At 48.0% G+C, this 22,225-nt stretch carries 13 protein-coding genes; 3 read left to right on the top strand and 10 right to left on the bottom strand.

Annotation, left to right across the window (positions count from 1 at the left end; all coding sequences use genetic code 11):
* Positions 1–75 precede the first annotated feature (75 nt).
* From ACI1P2_RS12350 to ACI1P2_RS12390, 9 genes are all read right to left on the bottom strand, one after another.
* The gene (locus ACI1P2_RS12350) at positions 76–2,541 is read right to left on the bottom strand and encodes a glycoside hydrolase family 2 TIM barrel-domain containing protein (protein WP_355320156.1); all 2,466 of its coding nucleotides are present in this window, start codon (positions 2,539–2,541) and stop codon (positions 76–78) included.
* 14 nt (positions 2,542–2,555) lie between these two features.
* On the bottom strand, positions 2,556–4,358 hold the full coding sequence (uidA, locus tag ACI1P2_RS12355; protein WP_355320282.1) for a beta-glucuronidase: 1,803 nt from the start codon (positions 4,356–4,358) through the stop codon (positions 2,556–2,558).
* 33 nt (positions 4,359–4,391) lie between these two features.
* The gene (locus ACI1P2_RS12360) at positions 4,392–7,046 is read right to left on the bottom strand and encodes a glycosylhydrolase-like jelly roll fold domain-containing protein (protein WP_355320157.1); all 2,655 of its coding nucleotides are present in this window, start codon (positions 7,044–7,046) and stop codon (positions 4,392–4,394) included.
* Positions 7,047–7,210: 164 nt separating this feature from the next.
* Positions 7,211–8,140 carry a nucleoside hydrolase gene (locus tag ACI1P2_RS12365; RefSeq protein ID WP_355320158.1) on the bottom strand — a complete coding sequence of 310 codons (930 nt, stop codon included), beginning with the start codon at positions 8,138–8,140 and terminating at the stop codon, positions 7,211–7,213.
* Between the two features lie 20 nt (positions 8,141–8,160).
* Positions 8,161–9,729 (bottom strand): type 2 periplasmic-binding domain-containing protein, encoded by a 1,569-nt coding sequence (locus ACI1P2_RS12370; RefSeq protein ID WP_355320159.1) that lies wholly within the window; start codon positions 9,727–9,729, stop codon positions 8,161–8,163.
* 13 nt (positions 9,730–9,742) lie between these two features.
* Entirely contained in the window at positions 9,743–10,612 is an 870-nt protein-coding gene (locus ACI1P2_RS12375) for a carbohydrate ABC transporter permease (RefSeq protein ID WP_355320160.1), read from the bottom strand.
* 1 nt (position 10,613) lies between these two features.
* Positions 10,614–11,519: an ABC transporter permease gene (locus tag ACI1P2_RS12380; RefSeq protein ID WP_355320161.1), complete on the bottom strand. Its 906-nt coding sequence runs from the start codon at positions 11,517–11,519 to the stop codon at positions 10,614–10,616.
* Between the two features lie 161 nt (positions 11,520–11,680).
* Positions 11,681–13,264: a helix-turn-helix domain-containing protein gene (locus ACI1P2_RS12385; protein ID WP_355320162.1), complete on the bottom strand. Its 1,584-nt coding sequence runs from the start codon at positions 13,262–13,264 to the stop codon at positions 11,681–11,683.
* A gap of 42 nt (positions 13,265–13,306) precedes the next feature.
* Positions 13,307–15,055 (bottom strand): cache domain-containing sensor histidine kinase, encoded by a 1,749-nt coding sequence (locus ACI1P2_RS12390; RefSeq protein ID WP_408976210.1) that lies wholly within the window; start codon positions 15,053–15,055, stop codon positions 13,307–13,309.
* 545 nt (positions 15,056–15,600) lie between these two features.
* Here ACI1P2_RS12390 and ACI1P2_RS12395 point away from each other — a divergent pair.
* Positions 15,601–17,112: a hypothetical protein gene (locus ACI1P2_RS12395; RefSeq protein WP_355320164.1), complete on the top strand. Its 1,512-nt coding sequence runs from the start codon at positions 15,601–15,603 to the stop codon at positions 17,110–17,112.
* A gap of 139 nt (positions 17,113–17,251) precedes the next feature.
* Here ACI1P2_RS12395 and ACI1P2_RS12400 read toward each other — a convergent pair whose 3' ends face one another.
* Complete coding sequence (locus ACI1P2_RS12400) at positions 17,252–19,009, bottom strand: DUF5605 domain-containing protein (protein WP_355320165.1); 1,758 nt, start codon at positions 19,007–19,009, stop codon at positions 17,252–17,254.
* A 563-nt stretch (positions 19,010–19,572) separates the two neighbouring features.
* On the opposite strand from ACI1P2_RS12400, the gene ACI1P2_RS12405 reads away from it, so the two are divergent.
* Together ACI1P2_RS12405 and melA are read left to right on the top strand one after the other, a co-directional pair.
* Positions 19,573–20,478 carry an AraC family transcriptional regulator gene (locus ACI1P2_RS12405; RefSeq protein ID WP_355320166.1) on the top strand — a complete coding sequence of 302 codons (906 nt, stop codon included), beginning with the start codon at positions 19,573–19,575 and terminating at the stop codon, positions 20,476–20,478.
* 96 nt (positions 20,479–20,574) lie between these two features.
* Positions 20,575–22,083 carry an alpha-glucosidase/alpha-galactosidase gene (gene melA, locus ACI1P2_RS12410; protein WP_355320167.1) on the top strand — a complete coding sequence of 503 codons (1,509 nt, stop codon included), beginning with the start codon at positions 20,575–20,577 and terminating at the stop codon, positions 22,081–22,083.
* Positions 22,084–22,225 lie beyond the last annotated feature (142 nt).

The following is a 22,225-nucleotide window of genomic DNA, read 5'->3' on the forward strand; positions in this document are numbered from 1 at the left end:
TTACTAAGTATTTCCTCAGCAAGCAACGAAGTTAATGTAACCGTCCTTTTCAAAAAAAATACCTACCTCCGTGACTTAGCATCCACAGAGTGTATCAGCATTCGCTATGGCGTTGATCTGTATGACCTTCGGGTCGCATCCGTCTGCAGTGACCGTCACGATGATCATTCCGGCATCCTTGGGCCTCACAACCGCCAAAGCTTTCCCGTCGAAAGTCGTACGTTCGGTGTCAAAGAAGTTTTCCGAAGACTTCGGGTCAGCACTGCCAAGTCCTTGCAGTACTCCTGGGCCCTCCACCTGGACAGAAACTTTACGGTCGGCGGTGTTGTATAGATTCCCTTGTCCGTCCACCAAGCTGATCATTAAAAACGACAGATCTCTGTCGGACGCGGCGATTTCCGTCCGGTCCGCCTCCACTTTCAACTGGACGTCGCCGGTTGCCGAATGAAGCGTCATTCGTCCGATTACTTGACCATCCATATAGGCTACGGCCACGAGTTCCCCTGGCTCATAGGCTAAATCAAATTCAGCTTTATATCGATGTTCTTCGCCTGCAGCCGCTTTGCCTGCCGATTTGCCGTTCACGAGCAGCTCTACTTCATCGGCATCGGCATACACTTCCACCCGGATCGGTTTTCCTTCGTACCCGTTCCATGACCAACTGGAGACGGAATCGCTCCAACTCCACTTGGTGGGAAGGGGATGATTGCCGTAATGCTCGGGGCGTTGAACCGCGATGTACGGATCCTTGCGAAGGCCAAACACGATTTCACGGTAGTAAGATACCGGACGCCGGTTACCGATAATATCAATATCCCCGCACCAGGCCGCAAGCCACGGAAATGCCCCTAAAAAGCTCGCATCGTTAGGATCATACTTGACTCTTCCGATTCCCACTTCACCTAGATAGTCCCAGCCTGTCCAAGTAAAATCACCAACAATGTGGCTGTTCTCCAACACCTGTTTCCAATTCCTGTCGATTAACGAAGGAAACGTCTCGCTTCCAACGATCACCCGGTTCGGAAACAGCTCCCTGTCTGTCAGATAACGCGCTTCTGCATAGTTATAACCTGCGATATCAACGTGACCAAACGATTCTGCCGTTCGAATCGTGGCGAGGTCGGATGTTGTAATCGCTGCCTGGGCCTGACCGATGTTGTTCATCATCGTATTGATGCCTGCATTGTTAGCTGCATCATTCGCGCTCATCATCTTTTTGACTTCATCCCAGACGGATATGACAAAGCTGATCGAGTTTGTTACAAATCGGGTACTGTCAAGCAAACGTATCTTCTCCGCCAATTTATGACCCCATACGGAAGCAATCGGTCTCCCTGCTTCCGGAATTTCATTTCCGATACTATACATAATGACACAGGGGTGATTGTAATCCTTGTCGATCATCGCTTGGATATCTTTCTCCCACCAGTCTGCAAAATGAAGCGCGTAATCGTGATCGACCTTGGTTGAGGTCCACATATCAAAGCTTTCGTCCATGACGAGCATGCCGAGGCGATCACAAACGTCCAGAAGCGCCTTGCTCATCGGATGGTGCGCGCTGCGCAATGCATTAAAGCCCGCCTGCTTCAGAATCTCGACGCGACGCTCTTCGGCTCTTTCGATCGTGGCTGCTCCGAGCACGCCATTGTCGTGATGAATGCAGGCGCCGCGCAGCTTCACGACTTCGCCATTGATGCAGAGTCCTCTGTCCGGATCAAGTGTAAGCGAACGTATCCCGAAAGAATTCGTTTCTTCGTCCAGTTGTTCATTCTCCGTCATCACGCGTGTTCGGCATGTATATAAATGGGGATGTTCTACGCTCCAAAACTTGGGCTGCCGAACGTAAATGCGCTGACGCAATGCAGCCCTCTCCCCTGCGAACGTGGTCAACGTTGCGGAGTCACTGCCAACGATATTACCGTCGGCGTCGACGATTTCCGTACGAACATTGACCGTACGAGTGTGAAGTCCTTCGTTTTCAATGACGGTCGCTACATGGACTACAGCGCGATCGGCTTGGATATCAGGGGTGGAAATTTTGACGCCGTCAAGAGCTATATGCACCAAATTCCCTATGATGAGTTTGGTGTTCCGATAAATCCCTGCACCGGAGTACCAACGGGAATCTTTGTAATTCAACGAAATCACTTTAATCTCGTTCTCTTCCCCATATTTCAGGAAACGATCTGCTTTTATATAGAAATTCGTGTATCCATTAGGTTGTTGTCCGGCAAAAGCTCCGTTCAAATATACCATAGCGTTCATATATACGCCTTCAAACTCAATGGTTACTCTTTTATCTTTGTGCTCTTCCGGCACAAAGAACATCTTTCTATACTCATATTCCCCTTCCGGGTAAAATGCGATTTGAAAATTACTTTTACCTTTGTCCCCTTCTATAGGCTTTTTGCGGTTCCTTTCGATCATTGCATCATGTGGCAATGTGACGGTCTTCAATGGAATCTTTGCAATTTCTTTTTCTGAAAAAAAGCTGTTTTTCGAGCCAACCGTCCAATTATCGTTAAAAGAAGTACGAATCATGTCAACACTCCTATCTACCTTTTGTACCCAAAGTCAGAAATGGTATTCCATCTCTTTCGCAATTCATGAGCTGCGAATTTAGGTTTTCTGTCACGAGTAAAAATCCCTTTCTTGTTTCCTTGCACCCGTCTGACACCCTCGCTTGTATTAAAATCGGCTAAACACCAAACATGCTCTCCAATAAAATTGTCGAACTCATCGAAAACCTCATGATTGATGCGCAAGTACTCTGCCTGAAACTCTTCGGTGAACATGACAGGATCCACTTCGTGGAACCCGGCAATGGTATCAGCACCAAACTCCGCCATTATGATTGGCTTTCCCGGACATCGCTTATTCCAGCCTTCTAATTCCTCTCGAAGATGAATTTTTGCAATTTCTAACTCACCAACATCGTAATACCATCCGTAATATCGGTTCAGAGCCAGAACGTCCACTAGATCTGCAATTTTGCAATTTTTAGGGGTGGATTTTATCATCGTCGTGATTGTAACCGGCCTTTGCTGGGGATCGCAGGCTTTCGCCAACTCCACCATCGGCTTGAAGTATTCGTATGCTCCTTCCTCTTCAGCCCCTGGTTCGTTTGCCACACACCACATAACTACACACGCATGATTCTTATCCCGTGCCACCAGCTCTCGTATGACTTCACGATGAGCCTCGCGTGTCTTGATTCTCTCCCAAGTTGTGCTGCTGTTCCCACTGCTTACACCCGTGAATGCATTGAAGTTTAAGTTTAAGCCAACGGCCGGCACTTCATCGATAACGACAAAACCCTCACGATCAGCCAGACGCATGAGCTCCTCGGAGTATGGATAATGTGATGTCCGAAAAGAGTTGGCACCCACCCATCTCATTAAATGAAAATCCATAACATTTACTGATTCGCTGAACCCTCTTCCGTTAATGGGGGAATCCTCGTGTTTTCCGAATCCTTTAAAATAAAATGGCTTCTTGTTGATGAGGAATTTGCCGTCTTTGACTTCTACAGTTCTTACGCCGAACGGCTGCTCATACACATCGATGACTTCTTCACCCTTTAATAGCTCTGCCTTTAGCGTGTAAAGATAAGCATTCATCGGCTCCCACAGCTTCACGTTCTGGATGCTCATCGTACCTTCCAAGCCAGCTTCTTGTGCCACAACAGAATCGGATTCGTCGAGAATACTTACTCTCGCTTGGGCATCACCGACAATATCCAGCTTGTATGATACAATCCCGGAGGAGTTCGCATAGCCAGTAACGATTGTAATATCGTTCACGTACGTTTGCGGAGTCGTGTAAATCTTGACTGGCCGATGAATTCCCGCATAATTAAAAAAATCGAAATTCGGGGAGTTGTGAATATATTTCCCAAGCCCCTCGATTTCCTTTTCGACATAGTGTCCGACAGGTAGGGTGGAATGGTTTACAATATTGTTCACCGCGACGGCCAACCGGTTATTTCCGCTTTGTAAAAACGGATTGATTTCGGCTTCGAACGGGGTAAAACCGCCTTTGTGCTCCATAACCAGTTCCCCGTTCACATAAACCTTTGCTTCATGCGTAGCTGAGCCGAGCCGCAAGACAAGGCGCTGGGATCGAAGCAGACTGGGAACTGCAAACTCCCTTTCATACCAAACCCAGCCGATATGGTTCCGGATATCCGATGTGACGCCTATATCGTTATAGGAGGAAGGCACCGCCATCGGTATAGTGTCAGTCAGTTTCCTTGAGTACCACACATCGGCAAAGCCGTTTCCGGAGTCGAGCTTAAAATTCCAAATACCATTCAACTCCAGCATTGCACGTGTTTCTGTTATGATAGGATATAACATCCATTCGGCCCCTTTAAGATGGTTTTTAATCATCTATACCTTAATACTTTTCACCTGGACGGGCCCGATGAGCCCGCTTGGTTCCTGCTGCGCAAAGGCCGACAAGAAGTCACACTGATCCTTCACTAACGTATTCGTAACTTCAATGACAAGCTTATTTCTGCCCTTCTTTATAAGGCCATTGATTTCCACCCGGTATGGAGGACAGATGCGTACCCCTGCTTGCTCGCCATTCAACCACACCTCTGCCGTTTCGTAAACCTCACCCAAATCCAGCAGAGCATGGTTTACGGATTCCTCCCATTCAAACTCCGTTTCATAACGGAAGGTGCCTGAAAATCGGGGTAAATGATCAGGTCCGCTCATATTCGTCAGAGCCGTCAGTTTTCCCCACTTCTTGAAATGAGGATAAGTTTCAGAATCAGCGGTGGAAACCGCCCATTCGCCATGAAGCTCAAGCTCCGCCAGAGCGGTATGCCTTGGGAGTGCAGCATAGCCTTCCAGGTCAGATCCATGGAGCAGGACGATAGATTCATACGGATGAAGGACAAGCTGTACTGCTTTCGCTCCGTTCTCCATACTTACATTTAAATCAATCAACCGATTCAGGAACGCATCATATGCATAAACTTCACCTTGGACAGGTAAAATAATCCTCGTGGATAGGGTTTGATTCGGGTGTTCGTTAAAGAACATAAAAACATCCAAACCATCATGACAGTAGTGATAGTTCCGCAGGTACGGTTCGTATTTGTCTACTCTAACATCGTAATATCCTTCTGCAATAAGGTCTTGCGCCAGCTGGTCTAAAGCTGCAAGCTTCACATTCCGGTGATCGGCTAGACATGACCGTTCGCTAGAAATATCACTCCCCTCGCTAGATCGTAACGGCAGCCCGTCAACAAAACGAACAGCCAGGCCTTGCTCGGCAAACTCCGCTAAACGCCGAACCATCGCCGCCGGAAGCGCCTCTGCATAGGGCACGATCAGGCATTCGTAATCCTCGCGATTTACATGCAGTTTGTTGTTTTTCACGCTGGATGCTTCCAAAAGAATATCGACGGGAAGAACGTCGCAGTCGATCTGATGATGCATCAATTTTTTCACAGGTTTGTGAAAATACATCGATTCCCCGGACCATTCGGCTTCAGCGTGATATAGAACGGCTGCTGTCGCTATGTGCCTTCCGCCCGAAATCAGGTGACTGATCCGATTCATATATCGATTTAAATGCTTATAGTAGCGGTACTGTGGATTTTTCCCGCCCGCATACATGTGTGGCGGACAATCCGGATCCGGAAAAGCTTTCTGGGTAAAGGCATGAGGGACAAAATAGTTGACGCCGCGAACGAGCATGTGGTCCGTGAGCCATTTCATCAGCTTTAACCCTTCCGCCCAGCCATACGCCCCATACACTTCGCACATCGTCCTTCCTTGTTTTTTCGGATCGATGTGTCCAAGAGACACACCAAGCTTGGCGAGGCCATAATGGAAAAATTCACTATCCGTTTCCCCCGTCGGCTTGCGGAAAGGCAGCTCATCGAAGCCGGGGACGATCTGCCACAGCACCACGTCGATGCCCGACATGTCTTGCCCCCAGAGCGAGCGGAAGAAGTGTCCGGCGCTTGGGCCTAGCCTTGCATGAACGTTGTTGTCTTCCAGTACATGTCCGATGTACTCTACCCCGCGGGCTCTGCACCATGCTCCGATTTGGCTGCAGAAGTTTTCCGCGTAGAGCTTGCTGACAATATCCATATAGGCGTACCGCACGATACTCGACTGTTCTCCAGCATCCTGCCAGAGAAAATATAGATATTTACGGTAATCCTTACCCAGCGCCTGCTCAAGCAGGGCCGGCATCTCCCGGCTCCAAGGGAGCGGCACCCCCTTTTTTCCAGGCTTCGAGTCGAAATCAAAGGTTACCGGGTCATTATAGAATCCGGGCTCATCGGAAAAGAAGCCGGCAATCGTCTTACCGAAATCCTCCCGATACCGTTCGTAAAAAGCTTCATATACCGTATCAATCAAAATTCGAACTGAATCCCGGTCTAGCGGGTTCAAATAATCTTCCTGCGCCTTGCTGCCGCCATGCTTATTTTCTGAAATAATAAATACCCGCCAATACCCTTCAGGGATATCCCAATAAAGGATACCGTCATGTACAAGATCAGTGATGTCGACACAGTCACTGAGTAATGTCCCATTGGATGGATTACGGCGGACCGCGACTACTGAAATCAGCTTGTTTTTGCCGCTCGCATGTTGGCTATGCGAGATGGTCGGCCGCAGCCCGTACATAAGTAAGGTGTCCAGCAACAGAGATGCTCCCTTGGCAGGACCGATGGTATCGATATAACGTTCCCCCAAAAACATGCGATGAAGCTCTTCCGGAGCCTCCTTCACCTTGCCTCCCGCATGTCCCGTTGGAAAATGATCGTCATCGAGAATCCATACTTTCATGCCACGAGCCCGGGCTTCCTCCATAATAATGTCCATATCCATCCACCATTTCGGTCCAAGAAAATCCGGATGAGGCCGGGACTCCACACAAACAGCCCCGATTCCGGCTTCATGCACACGGGCCATCTCTTCCCGAATCACCTTCTCTTCCTCGCCATGCTGCCAGAGAAAAGGAAGGATATAATTATGTTCTTGACCCTCAAGCACTTCCATTAGACGATTTCCCATGATTGCCCCTCTTTCGATTCAGTTTTCATGATCCGGTGCCCTTCTATTTCGTGAAAGTGCCAAATAGAAAATGGGATTCGATTCCCCTTGAAATGATTGAGAAAGAATAGGCAGCCAGTATACCTGACCGCCTTAGTCTCACAGTGATACCGAAGAGGTATTTCCTAATATTGAGTTTGATTTTGTTGCTGTACAGCATGGAACAGTGCGAGCTTCGCGTACATATCCTCCAATGTAAAACGTGAGTCTACATCGTGGTATACACGAATTTTTCGCTCAGTCGGCTTGTGCACATAATACATCTCTTTGGTAATATACGGAGCACTCCTCATTTCCCAGTCATAATCATGTGCGTCAAGCAGCAGACTGACTGCAGGAGAATCGCCGAGAGACCACGCCTCTCCTCTTGGAAAACGCATATTGTCCGCCATTTTGTCATTGAAATCGATCATTTGCTGGAACAGGTACTGACCGATCGCACCGTAAGGACGAACCTTCAGAGCCAGTTCTGCCAGGCTGACTCTGACGGTTGGATATACAGTGCGTGGCACCTGCCAGAGTTCGATAGGGGACTGCATGACAACATTTGCGGCGTCGATATCGTTCATCAGATTGAATTCCCGCTCTCCCTCCGGATATTTGCCGCCGCCAATCCAAACGCATGTCAACTTTTCGGCGATACGCGGCTCTGCCAAATAAGCGCTGGCCATATCAGTTAGGGGTCCGAGGAAGATGACGTATAGCGGTGCAGGATCGTCAGACATCGCTTCGCGAACAATCAGCTCGGCCCCTTCTGACATAACGGGGGTTTGCTCATCTGGTATGGCGTGCGTCGCCCCCTTGAATACAGGAACCTTTCCAGCGTCCCCCATAAGAGACAATACATATTCGCATTCTTTATAACTCTCCAGCATAGACTCGTTCGTTCTCTCTGTACCGAAATGAGCTGCAATGATGCCCTTGATCATAAATCGCGGGGTCAGCAGTGCGTGAACGATTGCAAACTGGTCATCAGCCTCGTTTTTGGCGTCCGTGTTGATGATTAGCCTGATCTTTTTTTGATAAGGAACATCAAAAGGCAGGTAGTTGTGCATTGAAGAACCCTCCACTCTGATTATTTTTTCAGCTTAGCGTACCAATCTTTTGCACGCTTCGTAACTTCTTCGCCACCCGATTGATACCACTTGTCGACGAATTCGTCGAACTTGCTGATCGGATATTGGCCAATGATAATCTTGGTGGCGTATTCCACGAATAGCGTACGATTGTTAATGTCCGGGAAACCGTCGTATACGCTGGCCGGCATGCCGTCACCGGCTATGAGTTTGGCATACTTCTGGGCTTCCTGCATGTTCCGGGTGACCTGATCAATTACCCACTTGTTGTCTTCCGATACAGTACTATTTAAGAGATCAATTGTCATATCTAGTGTCGATATGCCTGAAGCCGGATTAAGAATTAGATTCTCCTGACTGCTTTTGTCATCAGGAAGCTTGACGGCTTTGCCGTCCTTGATCGTATAGTGCATGCCTTCCACGCCAAGGAACAAATCTTTCCAATTTTTCTTATCATACATGTTGTTCAGCAGCTTTAGGGTGGCCATCAGCTTTTTCTCATCCTTGTTGTTTTTGACTACCCAGGCTGGTGGTGTGGATCTCTTCCAAGTATAGAAACCCTTATAGCCCGGGACTTCCGGGATAGGGAGTACTTCGAATTGTGCCTTTACACCCGTGTTCTTATAGATATTTTCCAAGGGCAAATTGCCGGACTCTACCCAATGGAAGTAGTTTCCTGCCTTATTCGCATAAATCTTTCCGTCCCACTTATCCTTTGTGTTCAAAAGCGATTCCTTGTCTATCAAGCCTTCCTTGTACAGCTTGGAGATGAACTCCAAAGCCGCTTTCATATTCGGAGTCACCGCGGAATAAGTCAGCTCGCCGTCGTAAATGTCCCAGTCCGGATAACCTTCGAACATGGCAACCCCGTACATGGCGAACAAATGATCCATCCAGCGGGCCTGCTCCCGGCCGCCGGTTGGAAGCTCATCCTTCTGGCCATTGCCGTTGGGATCCTGATCCCGGAATGCCTCCAGCACCTTTACGTATTCGTCTTGAGTCTTCGGCATCGGCAGGCCCAACTTGCCGAGCCAATCCTGGCGGATCATGCCGGCGTATCTTCCGTAGTCCACCATACCGGGGATATAATAGATTCTCCCCTGACCGGTAGGGTCGTTCGCCTTGACCACATCCCACATTTCCTGCGGAATGGCTTGCCATAAATTCGGTGCATATTTAGGCAACAGTTCAGTCAGGTCGGCAATCGCACCATTTTTAGCCAAGCTGTCCTCAATCCCCTGCTTAGGTAAGAATAGGTCTGGGATTTCGTTAGCGGCAATTTTCAGGTTCAGCTGATTAAGATAGTTGGTTCCTCCGTTCCATTCCACATACGGATTAATAACACCCACACCAAGCTTTTCCTTATAAAATTCATACAGCTTGCTGCCTTTGGTGATCGGCTGATATCCGATGTTCGTTCCCCACACTTCAAGATCGACAACTCCGTCAGAGGTTTGGTTCTGGTCAGCAGCTGACGAACCTTTGGAAGAATCCCCGCCGCAACCGCTTACAGTAGTCATCGCAAGGATACCTGCCGCTAATAATAATCCAATTTTTTTGAAATTCATGTTTTCTCCCCCTTCACCCTTTTACGGAGCCGATCATGGCTCCTTTGACAAAATATTTTTGCAGGAACGGATACACCAAAACGATCGGAATGATGGCAAAAATAACGGTCGCTGCTCTTAAGGTCCGCTCGTTATAGTTAAGGTTAGCCGTAGATGCGGCACCAGCCATAATGACGTTATCGTCGGTGATGAACTGTCGGATCTTGATTTGCAGCGGAAACCAGTTTGGATCCTGCAGGAAGAAAAGCGGATGCTGAAATTGGTTCCACAATACCACACCGTAGAATAAAGCAAGCGTTGCCAGTACGGCCTTGGATAGCGGAAGCACGAATTGGAACAGCATACGGAAATATCCGCAGCCTTCAAGCAAGGCCGCTTCCTCCAATTCCTTGGAGAACTGCTTGAAGAAGGTTCTCATAATGATTAGATTGAATGGATTCAGAATATGCGGCACAACCAGCACCAGCGGATTATCATAAAGGCCGATACTGCGGACCGTCAGGAAGTATGGCACGATAGGCGCCTTGAAGATCATGGCGATCACAACAGCCACCATAATGACGGAGCCCCAGCGGAACTCGGATTTCGACAGCGGGTATGCGAACAAGGCAGTCATCAAAAGTGCCAATACCGTTCCGATTACTGTCGAGCCGAGCGTCAGGAAAAACGATTTCCATAAGTCGGGACGGTCGATGATGTGCTTCCATGAGTCTAACGTAAATTGCTTCGGCCATAACGTTACCAGGTTCATGTCCACGGCACTTTTGGAACTGAACGAGGTTGCAATTACGGACAGGAGCGGTACGAGCGCTATGATTGAAAACAGGATGAGAAAGACGGTGATTGCCGTAACGAATACTTTTTCCCCTCTCGATTCAAGCATCCTACCATAACCCCCCATCCGACACTTTCTTCGACAGCTTATTGAAGATGTACACCATAATAAATCCAATCACGGATTGAAACAGCCCTACCGCGGTAGCAAAGCTGTACTGCCCCTGCTGAATGCCGGTCCGGAACACGTACGTATCCAGGATATCCCCTACGTTATAGGTCATCGGAGTGAGCAGATTGTATACTTGATCAAAGCCAAGATCCAGGAAATTGCCTATCTCGAGCAAGAACAGCACCAGAACGGTAGGCAGAAGAAGCGGAAATGTAATGTGGCGGATTTGCCTGAACTTGGAGGCGCCGTCGATCATCGCTGATTCATAGAGCTGCGGATCGATCGCGCTAATGGCGGCCATATACACCACGGTCCCCCATCCGGCATCTCTCCATATCGAAGCAAGCACGTAAATGGGTCTAAAGTATGCACTTTCTTGCATGGCCAGCACAGCATCCTGACCAAACCACCCGATGATAATGTTGAACAAACCGCTTAACGAAAAGAAATCGAAGAGAATACCGCCAACGATAACCCAGGATAAAAAGTGCGGAATGTACAGAGCGGTCTGGATTCCTTTCTTCAACGCCGATTTTCGAATCTCATTGATCATCAGTGCCAGCAAAACGGGCACCGGGAAAATCAATACAAGCTTGAAAAATCCCAGCATCAGCGTATTGCCGAACACTCGGGCAAAATCCGGATGGTGAAGCAGCGTACTAAAATGTTTGAGACCTACCCAGGGACTATCGATGAACCCTTGAAAAACCGAATAGTCCTTGAAGGCGATGACAGCACCGGCCAGCGGAATGAATTTAAATACGATGAGAAAAACGATTCCCGGAATCGCCATCACATATAGTGGCCAATACACCTTCATATGATGAAGATTACAGCTTTTCAATTTTTATCCCCCCCGTATGCGCTTTGTTGTATCCGCTTACATCCACTATACTTTCGGGAAGCCAAACGCACAAAGGGACGTTTTTAAGTTTTCACAGGGCCATTTTTTAGCTGTACAAAAAAATCCTCCCGCCTGTAGATTGGCGAAAGGACGGATCATGATTATTCCCTGAGCGGGTTCTTGCGGTATTCGCTTGGCTTGCATCCCGTTAATTTCTCGAATAAGCGGGCAAAATGCTGTGCATCGGAGTAACCGACCCGCTGGCATATCTCATAAACCTTCAAATCCGTTCTGATCAGCAGCTCCTTTGCCTTATTGATCCGGGTCTGTGCCAAAAAATTAAGATACGTTTCCCCCGTCTTTTGCTTGAACAGCTGGCTCAAATAATAAGGATTGATAAAAAAGCGAGCGGACAAATCCGCCAGGCTGATCGGTTCGCTGTAATGCTCCGTCACATACTCCTTGATCTCCGCAATGATGTCCTTTTTCCGGGGAATCTGATGTTCCTGTTTGAAGGACAGGATGCCCTGGATAACCTGAACCATCCACTCTTCCAGCTGCTCCAATGTCCTGAACCGGGATATGCTTTCCAGGGAGAGGATGTGGCGCCCGATGATATCATGCTGCTGGAATTGCTGAAGAGACATTTTGCGCATACTTGATAAGAGAATGCTCAAGCACTGCAGCTGGAGATCGGCGGGACTCATGCTCTCCTCCTTTTCAATAATGCCGAAAATTTCGCGAATCAGGTTCACACATCCCTTTTCATCCATATTGTCCATACAAGCTTCCAGCTTTGAGATAATCTCTTCAGAAACAGGAAGGCGCCGCCCTTTCAAGTTTACGATCTCGGAATACGGAATTACGGCATCTTCTCCCTTGATCACCTTATAGCTTAAGGCATGGCGGGCTTCTTCAAAGGATAAGCTGATTCCTTCCGCCCTTTCCTGTACTGTACCAATCCCGACGGCCATGGACAGCTTTGTCTCTTCGTAAACCATTTCTTTCAAGTCGTGAATGGAGCGAATCAGCTCTCTGTACTTGATGTCCTGATCATGAGTCACCATCACAGCTACTTGAGAGCCCGAATAGCGGATCCGGTATACTCCCTGATACTGCTCCAAAGTACGGTCTATCCGGAGGAACAGCCGTTCAAGGCCTGGCCCCTTCAAAGCTCCCAAGCTGCTTTCGAATTCGAGCAAGGCGCATACGTAACGGGTATCTTCAAGAGGGATACGGATTACCCGGAGCAACTCATCCACCAGAAGCTTATTGTCGCTGCCCGCATCCATCAGGTCTCGTAATGCGCTCTCCACCATACGGTTGTGCACCTGCAGCTTTAAGTTGTGCACCTCTTGCTGCCGGGCCCGTTCGGAGCGGATGACTTCCATCACCTTGTAAACACAGTCCTGCAGCTCCTCTTCTTCCACCGGCTTGTTGATATAGAATTGAACGCCCAGTTGCATGCCTTTGCGGGCATATTCGAATTCGGCATACCCGCTCAAGAGAATAAATTTGGCATGACAGGCCTCATCCTTCAGCATCCGGATCATCTCCAGACCGTCTGCCTGAGGCATGCGGATATCTGTAATCACAATGTCCGGCTGCCGCTCCAGAATCAGCCTGAATCCATCCAACCCGTTATAGGCTGCGCCGATCATCTCACATTCGGGAACGTAACGGCCGATCAGCTTGTTCAGTCCGTCCACAATCCCTTTTTCATCATCCACGATAACCATCTTCATCTCAGCTCACCCTTTCCCTTACCTATTCCATACAGGATTGATTCAAGTTCTGGGGATATAGATCTCGACAGTCGTGCCCGTTCCATAGACTGAAGAGAAAGACAAATAATATTGGTTCCCATAATGCAGCTTGATGCGTTCAGCAATATTTTTAAGCCCTAATCCTTTCTCCGCCAATTCATCCGTTTGCTCCAGCCTGTATTTGTCCGACTCTGCATCCTGCAGGAGAGCATACAGCTCTGCTTGCTTGGCCGGCAGCATGCCGATTCCATCATCCGTAATCCGGATGACAATGCCCCCATCTCCTGTCCACATACCTTCGATGGTGATATTCATCGGCCGGCTGTATCCCTGAAAACCATGGTTGATGCTGTTCTCCACGATGGGCTGCAAAACCAGGGGAATGATGCTGCACTGCTGAATTTCCTCAGGGAGCCTGATATGCAGCTTGAAGCGATGATCGAACCGGATGTTCTGAAGCTGCAAATAATTCACCGTATACTGCACTTCATGCTTCACCAAATGCTGCCTGCCTTCCTTGCCCAAGGCCAGCCGAAACATCCGCGCCAGGATCTTGATCATATCGGCGACTTCCTCATCTTCTTTGGCAAGCGCTTTCATTCGAATGGATTCCAACGTATTGTACAGCATGTGGGGATTGATCTGGTTCTGAAGCGCCAGTAATTTGGCTTTACGCTGTTTGATATCGGCGATATATACGTCTTCAATCAAGGTCCGAATCGTGACGATCATTTTGTTATAGCTTTGCACCAGGCTTCCTATCTCGTCTTCGGCCTGATGGTCCGGAATCGGCACATATTGACCGCCTTCCGCCTTCTTCATACTTTTACGGAGCGCCTTGATCGGCTTGGTAATATGATAGCTTAATGCCATGGAGATCAGGGTTACAATCAGACCGCTCACCAGGATGACTACTATGGTAACCGCCTGGATTTTGCTAATCCTCAGCAGTAGCTTCGACCGTGGGATCTCAGTCCGGATGAACAGCTCCCCTGCTTGGGTCTGCTCGGATAAAATGATCCGCTCAGGACTCCCGGCATCCTTTGTGTAATCCCTGCCTGATTCCAGCACCTGCTTCCAGGTCATCCGGCCGCTGGCTGCCTCGGAATGATAAACGATTTCCCCAAGGTGATTGCTTATGACGACACTTATGCCATATTTGTCCCGGGCCTGAACAAAATCATTGTCCAGCTGCAGCAGCATGAAGGGGTCCAAATCAATAAGCAGTACGCCGGCATACGCGCCATCGGAACTGAGCAGCACCCTTCCCACGGTAACTACGGCACCCTCTCCTTTGTCTTCATAGTACATGCGATCATGCAGCCCGGTGATAAAAAACGTATCATCTGAGCTGCGAATCCGTTTGAACCACTTCTGCGATAAGAGTGCAGTTTCATTCACTCTGCTTGTCGTATTGGAGTACTGGTAGACACTGTTATCCCGGCTGATGAGCATGAGACTGCTGATCTCCGGTTCCAGCAGGGCAACACGCATCAGCAGCTTCTGTACGGTTACCCTCTGAAGGACCAATTCGTCTATAGACATCTTTCGTTCTTCGCCAAGCTTATAAATCAGATCGTTATCGACCAATACGGATTTGGTGATCTGGTCATATTCTTTCATGAATTTATTCAATGAAGTCCTGATCTGGGATGTGTACAAAGCAGCAAATTCCTCGGATGAGCTCTCCAATTCCACTGCCGCCTGCCGAAAAATGATGACGCTTACAATAATCAGCGGAATTATACAAGCCAACAGGTAACCCGCCATTAATTTATGTTGAAACTTCATGTTTCTTATCCATGAGGCTGTCCTGCGGTTCCAACCCATATGCTTCATACGCCTCCCTTCCCTGGTGTAACATTCCCCCTCATTTTAAGGCCTGCTTTGCAATGAAGCTACTGGGTTTTTGAGATCACCTTAAAAATGACCCTGCTGAAACCTAAAAATGACCTGTTGAGCGGTTTTGATACAGATCGTATAGTTTTGTTTGTAAGCGCATACAAAACTTCGCAAAGCATCATTTCTACAAAAATTAAAGCCTGGAGGTGAGCTTATATGAATTAAATTCCTTCCTGTGTTCAATAATTACTTTTTGTGGCAATATATCCCTGATACTTCAAATTAAAAATATTAAATTTGGAGGCGATGATGTGAAAAAAAGCTGGTTTTCGGTCTTGATTATACTAAGTGTCTGTTTGTCATTGGCAGCACCGGCATACGCTGCAGACGTATCTTCAGACAATATAAGCCACAAGCTCAATCGTGATGGGATTGGAAGAATCGCTATAAAAAGCGTCCCGTTGCCTGCTGACATGAAACTCCAGAATGGCACTTATACGTATTCAGGAAAAGTGCTTATTTCGTATAAGACCAAGAAGAATATGAATGTTCCCGATTATTATAACATGGCTGTCCTCAACGATGACGGAACGAAATTCAGGAAGATATTCTCAGGAGTCGTACCGCAAAAACCAAAAGCAAACGGTATCCGTTATATGCCATTCCAGGATAATAAACGGGTGCTGCTGGGAGATTATGTGCTTGAATGCACCCCCAATATCGACAAATGCAAAAGCACCAAATTGCTGCCCATCGAGTATCCGTCCACCCTCGCAGATGATCCGCGCACAACCCATCATTGGTCTGAAATCATCATCGCACCTGACAATAAACATATGAGCTGGACGATGCTGCGCTCAGACATTGGCGCCGCTGCGGCTATAGGTGTTCTGGAACGTAAAACGGATAAGTATGTTCTCGAAAACGTACAGATTATCAGCACTGTACAGAGCTTTACAGATGACCTGAACAACCCGGGTTTTATATTTCCCCAGCTCATTCGGGGAGGAGAAGTAAAGCAGTTTGTAAAGGGAGGAAACGCCATATCCCTTGTCGGGGCATTACACCACAGTACCACGGATTCCGTTGTACAGGATTTGGATTCTGAAACGGTTACGCAAATCACATATACTCCGGGATACGATGAAACCACCATTTTTTCTCCGGATGAACGTTTGGGCATCGTCATGAGCACCAGGTTTTCCAAAACTACAGATCCGGCCATCTTCGGACTGATGCCTCGTCCTCTTGGCACAAGAAGTATGGGCGGGCTTACCGGAATTCAGTACATGTATGCAGTTGATGGAGTGCGCAAGTTCAGGGAGGGGAACATTGGCCCTGTCCTGATTGACGTGAACCGTTCTGTGTACGAAGAAGGTTATCAAGGGATTCAGCTCAATACGGATGAGAATTGGGTTTACCGCTCGCCCATGTCCTGGCATCCGGATGGCAAGCGTGCCATGTGGCTGGAGATGCTCAGAGGCAGCGGTGATTCACAAATTCGGCTGCGGATCGTGAAGCTGCTTGATTATAAGCCCAAAAAGCCTGTCCCCATACAACCAACTACAGATAACATCCCCTATGCGATCAAAGACTTATCTGTATTGGATTCCGTATACGCGGATATTGAAGGCAAAATCGCAGGAAAACATTCCGGATATGCAACCTATCTTGAACATAAATCCTCAGACAATGTTAGCCTAACGGAAACGCAGTACGTCAACTTTAGCGATGACGGTGTGAATTTTTACAATGGATATGAGAAGGTCCATTCAAATTATGCCGATGAGAGCCGCTATGAAGCCGACCTTCAACTGACAGGCGAAAGTCAGGGTGAAATGAAACTGCGGGCAACCTTCTCGGTAGCTGGAGGACCCACACCTGCCAGACTACTGTTTGACACCGATGCTGACGGTAAGCCCAAAAGCTACGGGTATGCCACGTATAACGGTGTGACACTTCATATTGAAGATTTGTCGGAATAATTAACCGATACCCGTAGAATTTAATACGAACGGCGCGGGTCAAGATACAATTGCTAATCGTATTGAAGGTAAAACGGCAGCCCTTCATTCAGGCTGCCGTTTTATTATACTCGCTTTCTCATACAGCGCTCTTGTTCATCTACGTCAATATTTGTCTCATTCTTACGGCCATATACTGCCTGCCCGGCAATTCAATGCGGAACCTGCCTTCAAAAGTACCTTCCAATTCTTCAATCGTCATATTCCAGGTATCCATGATTTCCACTTTGAATTGGATTCCCGGCTTCATTCGAAATTCCCTGAATCGTGGCTGAAAAAAGCCAAAGTAGAATAAATAATATTCATCCGGAATCCCTGCCGCTGGAACATCCCAGAATAAATACAACGGATTTAACCCGTCTTTTGGCCCTTCCTCCATGATTCTGCGTAAAAAAGCAATACGTTCAGGGCTGCTGCCATGCAGTTTACCGCCCTTTGACCACCATAAAACTTCATCAGACCGGAAATAGGTTTCCCCGTGGCCTACATAACCGCCGCGAACGGCACCTTCCCAGAATCGGCGGGTCATTTCTTCACCGGTTATATTGCCCCAGCCTTGATCAATATCACCTTCATATGCACATTCATCAATCACAATAGGCTTGTTCCATTGTTTTCGCCAATCATCCGTGCTCTCGGCTGTTTTGTAGACATCAACCCGCTGCACACTGCAGTGAGTGATCCATGGGCGATTATAATCATAAAACTGTGTACAATTATGAATGGATATTAAGTGGTTATAAGGATCATTTTCTGTCACGACTTTAGCAAAGCGCTCCCAATCCTCCAAATCCTTGGCCCACATTAAATCGTATTCATTGGCCAGTGACCACCAGACATTACGATAAGCGGAAAGACGAGCCACAATATAGCGTAAATAACGATCATCCTGAGTCTTGTTCATATCGGCAAAACCCCAGCGGTCATATGGATGGAAGAGAATTAAATCCGCTTCAATGCCAAGCTCTCCAAGTTCGCTGATTCTTTGCTCCAAGTGTTGGAAGAACGCTGGATTAAATCGTGCAGAGTCCCATCCTTCTTCTAAAGATCCCTCAAATGGATAATATTTCGGTTCATTTGTATTAAAAGCATATGATTTGGGGAAAACGCACATCCGCATTTTATTAAACGGAGCGGCTTTTAATGTTTCCAATGTTTCGTTCATGAGCTGCTCGTCTTGATGTACCCATGCATAACAAGTGGTACCAACCGGTATGTAAGGGGTCCCATCTTCATATGAAAAATGAAACGTATTTTTTACCCTTACAGGTCCCCGATTACCTTCCAACGGCGCCGTACAGACAAATTGACCTGAGATTCCATCCAGTGACCTGGCAGTACTTTTAGTTTTATATGTCCAACTGCCTTCTTGGTCCGGCATGAACCTTGCCCGGTAAATGCCTTCGCCATCATAAAAGCCCGTTACCTCTAAAGTTCTGCCTTCCAATGAAAATTCAACATTTAAAGCAACTTCGAGAAAAGGGTTTCCATGACCAGGCCCCTGGAATTCCAATTCCAATACATCCCATTTGGCTGCTGTGTCAGGGGCAGCAACTTTCGCCGAACCGATGCCAACTGAATCATCTTCATAGCTGGTTGAAGGAAAGCCCCCTTCTTCTCCGTTATGATCAGCTGGAACGCTTGCGAGTTCATGCTGAAGAGCCTTTATTAAATCTGGAGAAATTGTTATTTCAGGAAAGGAAGTTTTCATTTGCTCTATACTAGTTAACTTAACGAATGTTCCAAAAGCAGGATCAAGCATGAGTTCGAAAATTTGGGGAAGATGTTTTTTCAAGATATCCCTGGCTTCTTTATTAGATAAAACGTTTCCTAATCTCGTTTTTTCAGTAAATTCCATAAACAATCCTCCAGGTATCCAAATTTTATGATTTCAATTAATGTACTAAACTTCTGTTTTAATAGCGCTTACAATCATCAGTATAATAGCATTCGTTAAATTGACAGTCAATAAATAAAGTTGTTTTTTTAGTTTGTTTCTCTTTTATTCACGAATTTATTTAGATATTTTAATGAAATTTCAAGTTTTAATCTTATATCCCCTTATAAACACTGTATATATTAATAAATTCGAAATAACAACCACAACTAAACAATTACTAAAAATAACTCAAAAAAATGTGATTTGTATAAATAAAATTGAAGCTGACCTTTAACTGACAGGAGCAAAATTTCACAGATCGATTATTCTTACTCCATGAATGATTAGCGCTATCATTGTATGTGGAATTACACGATAATAATATCATAATTCCAATTCAATTCTGAGGAGGGCATTTATGTTAGACGAGTCTACAACCCAACACCTTAAAGAGTTAGGAATTGAATGGAGATTAAGTTACACTTGATTCGATCAGTTCAAGGGGCAAGGCAATCGTGTACATATAATGAGGTGAATAGCGCATGAGACCGCAAGGGCTGTTCAGGATCAAGGCGGAAGCGGCCGGATGCCGCCCGGTCATTACCGCCTATTATTTCAAGGAATGGAACGAATACGAGATGGCGCTGCATACCCACCCGTCGACGGAGATTATGTATGCCATCGCCGGGAGCTGCGCGGTGGAGCTGGCCTATGGCGGGCAGACGCACAGGTCGGTGCTCAAAAAAGGGGAGTTCATTATTTTGGACGCGCATATTCCCCATCGGCTGCTCGTGGAGCAATCATGCAGGATGCTGAATGTGGAATTCCGTTTTGAAGAGCTTGCGGGAGCTTATCTCTCCGCTGCGGAACTGGCGGCGGCGGACGTGCAGATGGCGGCCTTGCTGGACTGTCCGCAGCCCTATCTGCTGTTAAGGGAGCCGCACGAAGTATATCATGCGCTGAAAAGCCTCGTGCTGGAGCTTGACCGCAAGGAGCGCTCGGAGATGCTGGTGCAGGTGCAGCTCACCGGACTGCTGCTGCGGATTGCGAGGCTGTACCTTGAGCTTGAGAGTCAGGGTGGCGATATGCAGAATCAATATGTAAGGCAGTGCCTGGACTTTCTGCATCAGAATTATGACCGCCCCGTCCAGATCAAACAGGTGGCCGAAGCGGTCAACCTGCACCCGGGTTATGTACAGCGGATCTTCAAGCAGAAGATCGGACAGTCCATCATGGCGTATCTGACTGGCTTTCGCATGGAAAAGGCGAAGATGCTGCTGCGCGAGACTGATATTCCGGTCGCGGAGATCGCAGACTATGTGGGAGTGCACAGCCGCCCTTATCTGCACAAGCTGTTCAAAAGCGCAACAGGCATGACCCCGTCCGATTATCGCCAATCGGTAGAGGCAGTCCGCTTCGCCCATGAGCAGCGAGGTGACGATTGTTAACACTTTGCATGGAAACAAGTCATGAATTTGATAACGCTTCCCTCCCTGTCGTTGCTACAATAAGGGTGCATATCAAACCTGTGGGAGGGAAACGACATGTCATTTAAAGTGACTTTTATAGGAGCTGGCAGCATCGGGTTTACTCGCGGCCTGCTGCGGGATTTGCTGACGGTTCCGGAATTCCGTGATGTGAATATCGCCTTCACGGATATCAATGAGCATAATTTGCGGATGGTGACAGAACTGTGCCAACGGGATATTGAGGAGAATGGACTGAATATCCGCATCCAGTCGACAACGGACCGCAGAGAGGCGCTCAAGGACGCCAAATATGTGCTGTGCACGATCCGGGTCGGAGGACTGGAGGCTTTTGCCACCGATGTGGATATTCCGTTAAAGTACGGCATCGACCAATGTGTGGGAGATACGCTGTGCGCAGGCGGAATCATGTATGGTCAGCGCGGAATTGCCGTCATGATGGACATCTGCAAGGACATTCGCGAGCTGGCTCATCCGGATGTGCTGCTGCTCAATTACGCCAATCCGATGGCGATGCTGACCTGGGCATGCAACAAATACGGCGGGGTGCGGACGATCGGACTCTGCCACGGCGTGCAGCACGGGCATGAGCAGATCGCCAACGTCTATGGCCTGAAGAAGGAAGATGTCGATATTATCTGCGCCGGTATCAACCACCAGACCTGGTACATTCAGATTCGCCATAATGGCAAGGATTTGACCTCCGGGCTGCTGGAAGCGTTCGAGAAGCATCCCGATTATGCACGCACGGAGAAGGTGCGGATCGATATGCTGCGCCGCTTCGGCTATTACAGTACAGAATCGAACGGGCATTTAAGCGAATATGTGCCATGGTACCGCAAGCGTCCGGATGAGATCCAGGAATGGATCGATCTGGGCTCCTGGATTAACGGGGAGACGGGCGGATATCTCCGGGTTTGCACAGAGGGGCGGAACTGGTTCGAGACCGACTTCCCGAACTGGATGAAGGAGCCGGCACTGGAATATAATTCGGAGCATCGGGGACAGGAGCACGGGTCCTATATTATTGAAGGGCTGGAGACCGGGCGTGTCTACCGCGGACATTTCAACACCGTGAACGGCGGCATTATCTCCAATCTGCCGGATGACGCGATTATTGAAGCACCGGGTTATGTTGACGGCAACGGCATCTCGATGCCGGTCGTGGGCGAGCTGCCGCTGGGGCCGGCAGCCGTCTGTAATGCCAGCATCTCTGTGCAGCGGCTGGCGGTGGAAGCAGCTATCCATGGCGACGACAAGCTGCTGCGCCAGGCATTCATGATGGACCCGCTGGTCGGAGCCGTCTGCAATCCGAAGGAAATCTGGCAGCTTGTTGATGAAATGCTGGTCGCCCAGGAGACATGGCTGCCGCAGTATACGGAGGCGATTACCGCAGCCAAGGTGCGGCTGACTTCTGACGATCTGATTCCTGTGCGCGCCTACGAAGGCGCAGCCCGTCTGAAGGTCAAGACGGTCGAGGAGATGAAGCTGGACCGCGAAGCCGCCAACCGCAATGCCGGGGAAGCGGATAAAGGGAAGGAACGGGCGGTGCTTAAGGAAAGTTAATCACTCATTCCTTTGGATGAATACTACTTCCATTTAATACAGAAAACGATTGAATATGTCATGCCAAAATAAGAAAAACCAGCGGTACTTTGAATTCCAGGTACCGCTGGTTTTTTCTGAAGATATAAGCCTTATATCAGAC

It is taken from the genome of Paenibacillus jiangxiensis, assembly GCF_046098255.1.
GTDB lineage: Bacteria > Bacillota > Bacilli > Paenibacillales > Paenibacillaceae > Paenibacillus > Paenibacillus jiagnxiensis.